This is a genomic window from Sphaerotilus natans (assembly GCF_900156335.1).
In the GTDB taxonomy this organism is placed as follows: domain Bacteria; phylum Pseudomonadota; class Gammaproteobacteria; order Burkholderiales; family Burkholderiaceae_C; genus Sphaerotilus; species Sphaerotilus natans.
On record NZ_FTMZ01000012.1, the window covers coordinates 73,928 to 86,899 of the forward strand.

Sequence of the window (12,972 nt, forward strand, 5' to 3'; positions counted from 1 at the left end):
CTGGCGGGATTCACCCCAGCGTGAACCAGAACGTCGCCCCCTGATTGACCGCCGCCTCGGCACGGATGTCGCCGCCGTGGCGGCGCAGGATGCGCCGCACCGAAGCCAGGCCGACGCCGGTGCCGGCGAACTCGGTGGCGCCATGCAGGCGCTGGAAGGCGCCGAACAGCCGGCTGGCGAAGCGCATGTCGAAGCCGGCGCCGTTGTCGCGCACGAAGAAGGCTTCATGCTCGAGCACCGGGTCGCGGGTGCGGCCGAACTCGATCAGCGCGTTCTCGCGGCGCGACGAGTACTTCCAGGCATTGCCGATCAGGTTGTCGAGCACGATGCGCAGCAGGGCCGGGTCGCCGCTGGCACGCAGGCCTTCGGCGATGCGCACCTCGACCTGGCGCTCGGGGGCCTGCTGGCGCAGCTCCTCGATGATCTGCCGGGCCATCGCGCTCAGGTCGACCTCGACCGACTGCAGCGGCTGGGTCGACAGCCGCGACAGCGCCAGCAGCGCATCGATCATGCCGTTCATGCGCGTGGCCGCGCCCATGATGCGCTCGAGGTGGTCGTTGCCGACCCGGTCGAGCAGGTGGCCGTAGTCCTCGCGCACGATGCGGGTGAAGCCCTCGATGACGCGGATCGGTGCGCGCAGGTCGTGCGAGACGGTGTAGACGATCGCGGCGCGGTCGTCCTCGGCGGCACGGATTTCGGGCGGTGCGGCCTCGGTGGCGGGCGAGGCGTTGGCGGCGGTCTCGGGCGGGGTCGGCGGAGCAGGGGGCTCGGGTTCGGCGGCCGGGGGCAGCCACAGCACCAGGCTGCCGTCGGGCAGGTCGATGCGCCGCGCCCGGGCGCCGGGGGTCGCGCTGAGCGCCACCAGCTCCGCCAGCATCCGGTCGAGCGCGAGGCTGTCCTGCGGCGGCAGCGTGGCGCGGGCCATCTCGTTGGCGCTCAGCAGCTGCCAGGGCGATGTCGCCGCCCGGGCCGGTCGCAGCAGCACCGCCGGCCCGGGCAGGCCCTGCAGCAGCTGGCGCTGCAGCTCGAGCAGCTGGGCGACGCTCAGGCGCAGCGCCGGGGGCTGGAGGGGGTCGGCGCCGGGCTGCTGCGGCAGCCGCGAGGCACCTGAAGGCGGCTCCGCCTCGGTCGATCGATCCCGACTCTTCAGGCCCTGCGCCAGGCGCATCAGCAGGGTCTGAAGCTGCGCCACCAGGGCGGCCAGCACCAAGGCCAGCAGGGCCAGCAGGGCGGACAGCGGCAGGGCGGGCGGGCGGGGACCGGCCAGCCAGTGCACGCACAGCAGCAGCAGCGTCGCGGTCACGACGATGCCGCCCAGGCGGGCTGCCAGGGGCCAGGAGGCCGGTTCGCGCGGTGGCAGGGACATGGCGGGCGATTGTAGGGACGGCTCCCGCCGATGCCCGGCACCGATGCGGGAAAGCATCATGCCCGTTTCCGAGTTCGGCGAAATTGCGCGTTCGAGGGGTCCGGCGCCGCTTCTTCGCGGCTTGGCGCGGATGGGCTGCACCTATGCTGCGCGCAGTCCGGATCCGGTGGTCGCGTATTCGTTCCGAGAAACCCGTTGCCGATTCCGCCTCCGCCTCCGATCCCGGTCCTGCCCGCCGATCCTGCCTGCCATGTCGCCTGATTCCGTCCTGCACCACGAGCCCGAGGCGGGCAGCCCGGTCCTGCGGCTGGCCCGGCAGCTCCGTGCCTGCACCACCCTGGGCGAGGCGCTGGCGCAGGCGCTCGAGGCGCTGTGCCAGTACACCGGCGCATCCGGCGGCAGCGTGCTGAAGGTGGAGGATGGAGAGCCGGGCTGCGCGCTGCTGCGGCCCTGGCCGCTGTTGTCCTGGCCGGACGAGGACCGCATCGATCTCGACCAGCTTGTGCCCTGTGCGCCGGGCCAGGGCGTGCTCGGTCAGGCCCTGGCCACGCTGGCGCCGGCCCAAGGCCGAATCAGCCTCGATGCCTTCGGGCCGATGCCCTGGTGGCCGCCGGGTCTGAGCGGTCTGCTGGCCCTGCCGGTGCTCTGCGCCGACCGCGCGGTGGCGGTGCTGGAGCTGCACCAGCCGCGTCCGCTGGCCGCCGAGGTCCGCCTGGAGCTCGAATGGCTCGGGCAGATGCTCGGGCTGCTGGCAGAGCGTGAGCGCCAGCGCGAGCGGCTGGCGCAGGCGGGCCGACGCGAGGCCCGGCTGCAGATGCTGGCCGCGCGCATCGGCCAGGGCGTGCTGATCACCGACGCCCAGGGCCTGGTGGAATGGGTGCATCCCGGCTTCGCCCAGGTGAGCGGCCATGCGCCGGAGCGCCTGCAGGGCCGGCGGCTCTGGGAGATCCTGCCCGGCACGGGGGGCGAGGACACGCGCGCCGCGCTGATGCTGCGCGACAGCCTGCTGCGCGGCGACGACTTCGTGCGCGAGATGGTGGCGCTGCGCGGCGTCGACGATGTGCTGCCCGGCGGCAGCTACTGGCTGGAGATCGACGGCCGCGTCGTCATCGATACCGTCGAGTGCCAGCCGCGGGTGGTCTGCGTCTGCCGGGATGTGACCGACCGCAAGGAGCGCGAGTTCGGCATCGACGAGGGGCGCGCGCTGCTGGCGGTGCTGACCGAGCACATTCCGATCAGCCTGGTGGTGCTGGATGCGCAGCAGTTCCGGGTGGTGTCGCTGAACCGGCAGGCCGAGCTGGAGTTCTCGGTGGCGGGCGCGCAGGCCGGGGGCTGGGGGCTCGACGAGCTGCTGGGCACGCCGGTGGAGGAGCGCCTGCGGCCGCAGCTGGTGCGCGCGCTGGGCAGCACCGGCTCGGTCGAGCATGAATTTTCCTGTCCGGGGGGCGCGGAGGGCGAGCGGCTGTTCAGCGCCCGCCATGTCGCGGTGCGCAACCGGCTGGGCCGACCGACGGTGCTGATCTGCCAGCTGCGCGACATCACCCAGCAGCGCCGCGACGCACGGCAGCTGCGCGAGTCCGAGGAGCGCTACCGCGAGCTGGTCGAGGCGATCGACGAGGGCGTCTTCGTCACCAGCAACCGCAGCGAGGAGCCGAGCTATGTCGGTGCGCGGGTGCTCGACATGCTGGGTCTGCCGGGTCAGCCGCCCTGGCCGGCCGACGGGCTGCTGTCGCTGCGGGTGCTCGAGCAGGACCGCCCGCAGCTCGAGCGCCAGCGCGAGCTCGAGCGCCAGGGCAGTGCCAGCGACGTGACGCTGCGCATCCACCATCCGGTGCACGGCCTGCGCTGGCTGCGCCAGCGCACCCGTGTGCGCCAGCTGCCCGGCGGCGAGATGCGTGTCTACGGCCTGCTCGACGATGTGACCGAGGAGCGCGAGCGCGAGCTGCAGCTGCAGACTGCACGCGATGCCGCCGAGAGCGCCAGCCGGGCCAAGAGCCAGTTCATGGCGACGATGAGCCACGAGATCCGCACGCCGATGAACGGCATTCTCGGCATGACCGAGCTGCTGCTCGGCACCCGGCTCGATGATCGCCAGCGCCGCTTCGCGCAGGCGGTCTACCGCTCGGGCGAGTCGCTGCTGGAGATCATCAACGACGTGCTGGACTTCGCCAAGATCGAGGCCGGCCGGCTCGAGCTGGTCACCGCCGAGTTCGGTCTGCATGCGCTGCTCGACGACACGCTGGAGCTGCTGGCGCCGCGGGCGCACGAGAAGGGACTGGAGCTGATCGCGCAGGCCGGCGACGACCTGCCGCCGGTGGTGCGCGCCGACGCGCTGCGGCTGCGCCAGGTGCTGACCAACCTGGTCTCGAACGCGATCAAGTTCACCGAGCGCGGCGAGGTGGCGGTTCACCTGCGCCTGCTGTCTCCCCTCCGGCCGGCGCATGGCGACCCGGCCGACGCGGTGCGCCACGACCTCGTTGTCGAGGTGCGCGATACCGGCATCGGCATCGCGCCGGAAGCGGTGCCGCGCCTGTTCACCGCCTTCACCCAGGTCCATGAGGGCATGGCGCGGCGCTACGGCGGCACCGGCCTGGGCCTGGCGATCTCGCGCCAGCTCGTCGAGCTGATGGGCGGCACCATCGAGGTCGAGAGCCGGCCGGGCCTGGGCTCGGTCTTCCGGTTCACGGTGCCGGTCGGCCTGCCGGCTGCGGGCGTGTCCGGTCCGGCGCCCGAGGCCGGGTCGGTGGCCGCTTCGCCGCAGGCGCCGCAGGATCCGGCCCTGAGCGATCCGGCCGAGACGGCACCGCTGCCGGGCCTGTCGGTGCTGGTGGTCGACGATCACGAGACCAACCGCACCGTGCTCGACAACCAGCTCGGCGCCTGGGGGCTGCGGGTGACGCTGGCTGCCGGGGGCGAGCAGGCGCTGGCGCTGCTGCGCCAGCAGGCGCAGCGCCCGGGCGAGCTGCCCTTCGACCTGCTGCTGATCGACTGGCACATGCCCGACATGGACGGCATCGCGCTGGCGCAGCACCTGCGGCAGCAGGGTCTGGCCCGGCAGGCGCACAAGGTGCTGCTGTCGTCGGTGGCGGCACCTGACGACGCCCGCATCGCCCGCGACGCCGGCTTCGATCTGTTCCTGCACAAGCCGGTGCGCCGCACCGAGCTGCGCCAGCTGATCCTGGGCCTGGGCGCCGAGGCCCGGCCCGCCGGCGAGGTGGCGGCGCCGCAGTTCGGCGCGCAGGTGCTGGTGGTCGAGGACAACCCGGTCAATCAGGAGGTCATGGGCCAGATGCTGCAGCGCCTGGGCTGCGCGGTGCGGGTGGCCAGCTCGGCGATGGAGGGCCTGCGCCAGCTCTGCGAGCGCCGCTTCGACCTGGTGCTGATGGACATCCAGATGCCGGGCATGGACGGCATCGAGGCGCTGCGCTGCCTGCGCAGCGGCCCGGATGCGCGCTGGCGCTTCGCCACGCCGCGGCGCACGCCGGTCATCGCGGTGACCGCCAATGCGCTCGCGGGCGACGAGGACCGTTTCCTGTCGCTGGGCTTCGATGCCTATCTGGCCAAGCCCTACCGCCAGACCCAGCTGCTGGCGCTGCTGGCGCGTTTCCTGGGCGATCGGCTCGGGCCCGAGGGCATGGCCGAGGTCGAGGCGGCGGCGCACACCGCGCCGGGCGAGCTCGCGCCGGCGCGGGTGGAGGCCGAGCTCGAGCGCATCGAGCATTCGCTGAGGCTGGATCTGCCCGAGCCTGAGCTGGAGCCGCCGTCCGAGCCGCAGCCCGCGCTGCTGGATCCGCAGGCGATGAAGCGTCTGCACGACCTCGATCCGGGCGGGCGCAACCAGCTGGTGCGCCGGGTGATGCAGGCCTTCGACGCCTCGATCAGCCGGCTGCTGCCGATGCTCGAGCCCGGGCCGCTCGGACATGATCCGGCCGCGGTGCGCCATGTCACCCATACCCTGCGCTCGTCGGCGGCCAGTCTTGGCGCGCTGCGGCTGGCGGCGCTGTGCGGCGAATGCGAGCAGGCGCTGCGCCAGGGCCAGGATGCCCGGACCCTGACGACGATGCTCCAGGGCCTGAGCGAGGAAATGATCCGCATCCAGACCGGGGTGCGGCAGCGGCTGGAGACGATGACGGCAGCAGCCCCGGCCCAGGCCGCGGAGACAGGACGATTGCAGTGAATCTTCGACACATGGACAGGGACAGGGAGCTGGGCCTCGGCCTGGGCGATGAGCCGGATGCGTCGGGCCTCGGGCAGGGCGACCGCGCGCCGCGTGTCCTGCTGGTCGACGACGACCCGGTCAATCTGCTGCTGACCGCCGCCGCGCTGCGCGAGCGCGGCTTCTCCGTGAGCGAGGCTGAGGGCGGACTGGCGGCGCTGCGCCAGCTCGCCGACTGGCTGCCCGACGTGATCGTGCTCGACGCGATGATGCCGGGCCTCGACGGCTTCGAGACCTGCCGCGAGCTGCGCGAGCTGCCCGGCTTCGAGCTGATGCCGGTGCTGATGCTGACCGGGCTGGAGGACGAGGACTCGATCGAGCAGGCCTTCCAGGCCGGCGCGACCGACTTCTTCGTCAAGTCCCACCAGTGGACGCTGCTGGCGGCGCGGCTGCACTACCTGCTGCGCTCGGCCCGGGTGCAGATGGCGCTGCTGCGCAGCCAGGCGCGCCTGTCGCGGGCGCAGGATCTGGCCCGCATGGGCAGCTTCGAGTGGCGCGACGGCCAGGGCCTGGTGCTCGAGCCCGAGTCCCTGCGGGTGCTGGGGCGCAGCCATGCCGGCGCGCTGTCGCCGGTGGAGGTGCTGCATCTGGTGGTGCCGGCGCAGCGCCGGCCGATGCTGGCGCGCCTGCGCGAGGCGGTGCGCCAGGCCTGCATGATCGACTGCGACGTGGCGATCCGCGGCGAGCGGGTGCTGCATGTCGAGGCCGAGCCGCAGTTCGACGAGCAGGGCCGGCTGGCCGGCTACGGCGGCATCCTGCAGGACGTGACCGAGCGCCGCCAGGCCGAAGACAAGATCCGGGTGCTGGCCAACTTCGACTCGCTGACCCAGCTGCCCAACCGCCACCAGCTGATCTGGCGGGCCGGCAAGGCGCTGGAGAGCGCGCAGCGCCTCGGCCACACCTTCGCGCTGCTGCTGATCGACCTGGACCGCTTCAAGACCATCAACGACACCCTCGGCCATGCACGCGGCGACGACCTGCTGGTGGAGATCGGCCGGCGCCTGCGCGGCTGCGTGCATCACTGCGACCAGATTCTCGATCCCGGCATCGACAGCGCCACGCTGCGCTCGCACCGCGCGCTGGAGGCGGTCGGCCGGCTCGGCGGCGACGAGTTCGTCGCGCTGCTGCCCGAGGTGGCCGACGAGGCGCAGGCGGTCGCGGTGGCCGACGCGATGCTGCAGGCGCTGCGCGAGCCGGTGGTGCTGGCCGGGCGCGAGTATTTCGTCACCGCCAGCATCGGCGTGGGCCTTTATCCGCGCGACGGTGTCTCGGTGGTCGATCTGCTGCGCAATGCCGACATGGCGATGTACGCCGCCAAGGCCGACGGGCGCAATGCCCGCCATGTCTTCCATCCCGATCTGGTCGGGCGCGGCCGCGAGAAGCTCGAGATCGAGACCGCGCTGCACAAGGCGCTCGAGCGCGGCGAGCTGGTGCTGCACTACCAGCCGCAGGTCGACGTGATCGACGGCCGGGTGCGCGCGGTCGAGGCGCTGATGCGCTGGCGGCGTGACGGCGGCGGCCTGGTCCAGCCGGCCGACTTCATTCCCGTGGCCGAGGAGACCGGCCTGATCGTGCCGATGAGCGAGTGGGCGATCGGCGAGGCCGCGCGCCAGATCGCCGCCTGGCGCGACCATCATGGCATCGAGCTGGTGGTGGCGGTCAATCTGCCCAGCCGCGCCTTCGAGCGCTTCGATCTGGTCGAGCAGGTGCGCGAGGCCGCGCAGCGCGCCGGACTGCCGGCACGCGCGCTGCAGCTCGAGATCACCGAGACCGGGCTGATGCGCAATCTCGACCAGGTCATCCCGGTGCTGCACCGGCTGACCCAGGCCGGCATCGAGATCGCGATCGACGATTTCGGCACCGGCTACTCCTCGCTGGCCTATCTGACCCAGCTGCCGATCCGCGAGCTCAAGATCGACCGCTCCTTCGTGTGCCATCTCGGCGAGCGCGAGCAGAGCACCGCGGTGGTGACGGCAGTGGTGGCGCTGGCGCGCTCGCTGCGGCTGCGGGTGGTGGCCGAAGGGGTGGAGACCGACCTGCAGGAGCAGGTGCTGCGTGGTCTGGGCTGCGACACCCTGCAGGGCCGGCGCTTCGCCCATCCGATGCCGGCCGACGAGGTGGTTCGCTGGCTCAGGCGCCGAGCCGGGCGCGGCGTCTGAGCCACAGTGCCGGCGGCCTCGTCGGCGGTGCGGCGAGATTCCGCGGTAATCGTGCCGGTTCGGCGGGGCTCGACCTGGAAACCTGGGGTTCCATGGCGACAGAATCCGGACAGGCCCGGGGTGCATTAGGATCGCGGGCGCTTCGAGCCAACCGACCGAATCGACAGGGACCGCCCCCATGAACCGACACGCCGCCCGCCTTCTTCCGCTGACCGCCACGCTGCTGCTGGCCGCCCAGGCCGCGCAGGCCGAGACCAGCCCCTGGTATGTCGGCGCTTCCCAGGCCTTCACCCGCAACAGCAATGTCTTCTACGGCACCGATGCCCGGGCGCTGTCGGACACCATTTCCTCGACCGGCGTGCGCCTGGGCCTGGACCAGCCGATCAGCCGCCAGCGCCTGTCGGCCAGCCTGAGCGCCAACCACAATCGCTACAGCAGCCTTGACTATCTGAACAACACCGACTACGCGCTCGACGCCCGGCTCGATCTCGAGACGGTCGAGCGGGTGTCCGGCACGGTGGCGCTGCGTGCCGCGCAGAGCCTGCCGACCGATACCAACTATCTGGCGGCGGGCGAGCGCAACCTGCTGAGCACCCGCTCGCTCAATGCCACCGGCCGGGTCGGCCTGGTGACGATGTGGACCTTCGAGGCCGGCGCGGCCGCCAGTCAGACGCGCTACAGCGCGGCCGCCTATCGCAGCTCCAACGCCGATCAGACTTCGTTCAACGCCGGCTTCCGGGTGCGCCCGGCCAGTGGTCTGACGCTGGGCGCCAGCCTGCGTCACGGCAAGGTCGACTATGTCGACGTCGGCAGCGAGGTGGGCCGCAACGATCTGGATCTGCTGGCCTTCGTCACCCCGGGGGGCGCCAGCAGCTATGACGCTCGCCTGAGCCTGACCCGCGAGGCCTACAGCTATGCCAACGGCCTCGAGCGCGACCGCAATGCCTGGACCGGCTCGCTGGGCTGGAACTGGAAGCCGACGGGCAAGTTCTCGACCCAGCTGCGCCTGAGCCGCGACACCAGCAACGCCAGCTTCGACTACGTCAGCAACCTGCTGCGCGCCAACACCGACCAGGCCCAGAACACCACCTCGCTGCGGCTGGGCGCCAACTGGCAGGCGACCGCGAAGATCGGCGTCGATGCGGGCCTGACCTACGCGCGCCGCTCGCTCGAGCAGGGCACGATCAGCGGCAGCGACCGCACCACCGGCCTGTCGCTGAACGTCAGCTACGCGCTGATGCGCAACATCGATCTGGGCTGCGGCCTGAGCTGGGCGAACCGTTCGGTGTCCTACGCCACCACCAGCCAGCTGTCGACCCAGTACAAGGTCACCACCTACAGCTGCTCCGGCCAGATCTATCTGCGCTGAGCCCTGCTTGGGCGCATGAAGAAGGGGCGCCGCGGCGCCCCTTGTCGTTGCGGGCCGGCTTCGGCCCGCGCTCCGGCATCTGGCCGCTCAGCGCCGGCCGATCGACAGATACTCCAGCCCGAAGGAGCGGATCAACTCCGGCTCGTACAGATTGCGCCCGTCGAAGACGATCTTGTCGCGCAGGCTGGTGGCGATGCCGTCGAAGTCCGGCGTGCGGAATTCCTTCCACTCGGTGACGATCAGCAGCGCGTCGGCGCCTTCGAGCGCCTGCTTCTGGCCTTCGGCGTAGCTCAGGCCCGTCCAGCCTTCCATCACCCGCTGTGCCTCGGTGGCCGCCACCGGGTCATAAGCCTGCACCTTGGCGCCACGCGCCAGCAGCTCCTGGATGATCACGCGGCTCGGCGCCTCGCGCATGTCGTCGGTGTTGGGCTTGAAGGCCAGACCCCACATCGCGAAGGTCTTGCCCGACAGGTCCTCGCCGTACTTGGCCACGATCTTGTGCACGAGGACCATCTTCTGTTCCTCGTTGACCTCCTCGACCGCGGTCAGCATCTTGCTCGGCATGCCGTTCTCGGCCGCGATCATCGCCAGCGCCTTCACGTCCTTCGGGAAGCAGCTGCCGCCGTAGCCCACGCCCGGGTACAGGAACTGCGTGCCGATGCGCGGGTCCGAGCCGATGCCCACCCGCACCATCTCGATGTCGGCGCCCACCTTCTCGGCCAGCCGGCTCATCTCGTTCATGAAGCTGATGCGCGTGGCCAGCATGCAGTTGGCCGCGTACTTGATGAACTCCGCCGAGCGGATGTCGGTGATGATCATCCGGTCGCGGTTGCGCACGAAAGGCTGGTAGAGCGCCTTCATCAGCAGGATCGCGCGCTCGTCCTCGGCGCCCACCACGATGCGGTCCGGGCGCATGAAGTCGGCCACCGCCGCGCCTTCCTTCAGGAACTCGGGGTTCGAGCACACCGAGAACTCCATGTCCGGCAGGCCGCGCTTGGCCAGCTCGTCGGCCACCGCCGCGCGCACCTTGTCGCCCGTGCCCACCGGCACCGTGCTCTTGTCGACGATCACCTTGTGGTCGGTCATCAGGCGGCCGATGTTGCGCGCCGCGGCAGTGACGTACTGCAGGTCGGCCGAGCCGTCCTCGTCCGGCGGCGTGCCCACCGCGATGAACTGCAGCGTGCCGTGCGCCACCGACTTCTCGATGTCGGTCGTGAACTCCAGCCGGCCCGCCGCCACGTTGCGGCGAACCACTTCCAGCAGTCCCGGCTCGTGGATCGGGATGCCCCCGTCGTTCAGGATCTTGATCTTGGCCGGATCCACGTCCAGACACATCACATGGTTGCCCATTTCCGACAGGCAGGCGCCGGTCACAAGGCCCACATAGCCGGTGCCGATGACGGTGACTTTCATTGCTTGGATGTCCTCAGAAAAGAAGTGAGAAGCCTAGGAGCCCGATGGCCCCGCGGCAGAAAAAGAAGATGTTCAGGTTCCGGATTGGAATCCAGATTCCGGCCGACCGCCTTTGTAGCGGATGAGCCGGGCACTGACACTGATGTCACCGGGTTGACCCGCATGTTGCCCGCATTGTCGGGGCCGATCGTGCCTAGATCACGACAGTGCCGAGACCTTTTGTGACAGTGTCGGCCCGCTCAACGCGGGCTGACATGCCGCCGCAGCAGCGCATGGGCCGCCTGCTCGGCCTTCAGGCTGTCCTGCACCCGGGCGCGCTGCGCCGGATCGCGCAGCGCGGCGGCGATGCGTTCGGCCACCGCCAGGTGGCGCTGCATCAGCCCCAGCCGAGTGGCGAGCTGATCGCGTACCGGCGCACTGTCGGGCGGCTGCGGCCGGGCCAGCTGACGGCGCAGCAGCTGCTGCACATCGACCGGCGCGAAGCCGGACTCGGCCACCTGATGCATGAAAAGCCGGCCGGGATCGGGGTCCGGTCGGGGGGCTTGCGCGCTGGGGCGCAGCAGCTCCAGCGAGGCGCGGATCAGCCCGGCCACCAGCAGGCGGTGCTCGCGCAGCGCGGCGAGCGTGGCATGGCGGCGCAGCTCCTCGGCGCTGCGCAGCTGCTCCTGCTCGAGCTGCTCCGATTCGAGCGCCTGGCGCTGCAGATGACGCTCGATCTCGCGCCGATTGACCTCGAGCTGGCGTCGGACGCCCTGCAGCTCGCGCAGCTCGCGGTCGGCCTGCTGGCGCAGCGTGTCGAGCTGGCGCTGCTCGTCGTCGAGCAGGCGGCGGGTCTGCTCGATCTGGCGTTGCAGCCGCTCCAGCTCCTGGCGCTGCCGGGCACGCGCTTGCGTGTCGGTCTCGATGAGCTCGCAGCGCTGTGTCAGCGCGGTGCAGAGGGCGGTGGTCTCCGCAGCGTCCGCGGCGCTGTCCGTGGCACGAGCCGGCGCGGCCTGTCGTGGCGGGACCGGCGGGCCGGCGGCCGGGGGCGGCAGCGCCTCCAGCAGATCGCCGGACGCCGGCAGGGCGGCGGAGGTGGCGGGGGCGGTGGCCACCGTGACCGGGCTGGAGGGCGCAGGCTCGGCCTGGACCGGCCGGGGCAGGCTGCCCAGGACAAGCGACAGCAGCAGGAGAAGCACAGACAGCACAGGCTGCAGGGGCAGGACCCGAGCCGGAGGCGACGACAGGAGGCGGGGCATGGCCGGCGCATTCTCGGTTCCGCTCATTTCCGGTCCGCATGCTGTCGCGGTCGTTCACCATGGTTTCATTTTTGCAACCTTGGTTTCCCTGTCCCCCGATGGAGGGATCCGGGCGATCAGGTACCGCGAACAGCATGCCTGGCATCGGTAGGGCGTGACGAAGTTGGCATGGCGATGGACATTCGCCGCAGATCTGCAGGAGACCCCCATGGCAGACGACACAGCAGATGACACGGCAGACGAGACAGGAGGCAGGGCGGCGCACCGGCGCGGACGGCGGCTCGGTCTGCGCTCGGGACTGACGCTGCTGGGGGGCTGGTTCGGCGTGGTCTGGAAGGTGCTGGCGGTGCCGCCCGCGCTGACGGATCCGGAACCCCGGCCCGGCGAGCGCTTCGGCGTCACGCTGGCGCGCATGGCGCCGCCGGACATCGACCCGGCCGGCCATCTGGTCAGCGAGAAGTACGACGGCGTGCGTGCGGTCTGGGACGGCCGGGCGCTGCGCACCCGCCATGGCCAGATCATCCAGGCCTCGGCCGGCTTCCTGGCGCGGCTGCCGGCGCAGGTGCCGCTGGACGGCGAGCTCTGGCTCGGGCGCGGGCCGGGCCGCTTCGATGCGGTCTCGGCGCTGGTGCGCCGGCGCCGTCCGGTCGAGGCCGACTGGGCGCAGGTCGTCTACCTGGTCTTCGAGTTGCCGCGCGGGGGCGGCCGTTTCGACGAGCGTGTCGCCCGCCTGGTCGAGATCGTCGCGCAGCAGGACTGGCCGCAGCTGGTGGCCGCCGAGCAGCGGCGCGTCGAGAGCCGCGAGGCGCTGCGGGTCTGGCTCGACGAGGTGGTCGCCGCTGGTGGCGAGGGCCTGATGCTGCACCGCGCCGATGCGCCCTTTGTCGCCGGGCGCACCGACTGGCTGCTCAAGCTCAAGCCGGTGCAGGAGGACGAGGCGGTGGTCATCGGCCACACCCCGGGCGAGGGCCGGCTGTCGGGCCTGATGGGCGCGCTGCAGGTGCGCAATGCCGACGGCACCGTCTTCCTGATCGGCACCGGCTTCAGCGATGCGCAGCGCGCCGCGCCGCCGCCCGTGGGCAGCCGCATCGTCTACAGCTGTCGTGGCCAGACCCGCCATGGGCTGCCGCGCTTTCCCAGCTTCTTGCGCATCGGCGGGGAGCCGTGAGTGCGCACCCGGCGGGGCTGGCGGCCGGATCGGTTAAGGTGCC

Annotated in this window: 7 protein-coding genes; 4 read left to right on the forward strand and 3 right to left on the reverse strand. The window is 71.5% G+C overall.

The features are described 5' to 3' along the window. Positions 1-10 precede the first annotated feature (10 nt). Positions 11-1,366, reverse strand: coding sequence for a sensor histidine kinase (locus BW996_RS12050; RefSeq protein ID WP_051631493.1), 1,356 nt, complete (start codon positions 1,364-1,366; stop codon positions 11-13). 250 nt (positions 1,367-1,616) lie between these two features. Between BW996_RS12050 and BW996_RS12055 the strand changes: the two genes are divergently transcribed. The 3 genes from BW996_RS12055 to BW996_RS12065 all read left to right on the forward strand — a co-directional run bounded on the left by BW996_RS12055 (position 1,617) and on the right by BW996_RS12065 (position 9,110). After that, the gene (locus tag BW996_RS12055; RefSeq protein WP_051631576.1) at positions 1,617-5,543 is read left to right on the forward strand and encodes a response regulator; all 3,927 of its coding nucleotides are present in this window, start codon (positions 1,617-1,619) and stop codon (positions 5,541-5,543) included. Positions 5,544-5,554: 11 nt separating this feature from the next. Next, on the forward strand, positions 5,555-7,741 hold the full coding sequence (locus tag BW996_RS12060; RefSeq protein ID WP_081837958.1) for a putative bifunctional diguanylate cyclase/phosphodiesterase: 2,187 nt from the start codon (positions 5,555-5,557) through the stop codon (positions 7,739-7,741). Between the two features lie 178 nt (positions 7,742-7,919). After that, positions 7,920-9,110 carry a porin family protein gene (locus BW996_RS12065; protein ID WP_037478470.1) on the forward strand — a complete coding sequence of 397 codons (1,191 nt, stop codon included), beginning with the start codon at positions 7,920-7,922 and terminating at the stop codon, positions 9,108-9,110. An 87-nt stretch (positions 9,111-9,197) separates the two neighbouring features. Here the strand turns inward: BW996_RS12065 and BW996_RS12070 are convergent, their stop codons facing one another. Then, a complete protein-coding gene (locus tag BW996_RS12070) occupies positions 9,198-10,523 on the reverse strand; it encodes a UDP-glucose dehydrogenase family protein (RefSeq protein WP_037478467.1) in 1,326 nt (441 codons plus the stop codon). Between the two features lie 239 nt (positions 10,524-10,762). Further along, positions 10,763-11,701, reverse strand: coding sequence for a coiled-coil domain-containing protein (locus tag BW996_RS12075; protein WP_139330862.1), 939 nt, complete (start codon positions 11,699-11,701; stop codon positions 10,763-10,765). 268 nt (positions 11,702-11,969) lie between these two features. Here BW996_RS12075 and BW996_RS12080 point away from each other — a divergent pair, with 268 nt between their 5' ends. After that, positions 11,970-12,929 carry a DNA ligase gene (locus tag BW996_RS12080; protein WP_081837957.1) on the forward strand — a complete coding sequence of 320 codons (960 nt, stop codon included), beginning with the start codon at positions 11,970-11,972 and terminating at the stop codon, positions 12,927-12,929. Positions 12,930-12,972 lie beyond the last annotated feature (43 nt).

Excerpts from the sequence above, each read along its gene's own strand:
- BW996_RS12050 (WP_051631493.1), bottom strand. The coding sequence starts at position 1,366 with ATGTCCCTGCCACCGCGCGAACCGGCCTCCTGGCCCCTGGCAGCCCGC.
- BW996_RS12055 (WP_051631576.1), top strand. The coding sequence starts at position 1,617 with ATGTCGCCTGATTCCGTCCTGCACCACGAGCCCGAGGCGGGCAGCCCG.
- BW996_RS12060 (WP_081837958.1), top strand. The coding sequence starts at position 5,555 with ATGGACAGGGACAGGGAGCTGGGCCTCGGCCTGGGCGATGAGCCGGAT.
- BW996_RS12065 (WP_037478470.1), top strand. The coding sequence starts at position 7,920 with ATGAACCGACACGCCGCCCGCCTTCTTCCGCTGACCGCCACGCTGCTG.
- BW996_RS12070 (WP_037478467.1), bottom strand. The coding sequence starts at position 10,523 with ATGAAAGTCACCGTCATCGGCACCGGCTATGTGGGCCTTGTGACCGGC.
- BW996_RS12080 (WP_081837957.1), top strand. The coding sequence starts at position 11,970 with ATGGCAGACGACACAGCAGATGACACGGCAGACGAGACAGGAGGCAGG.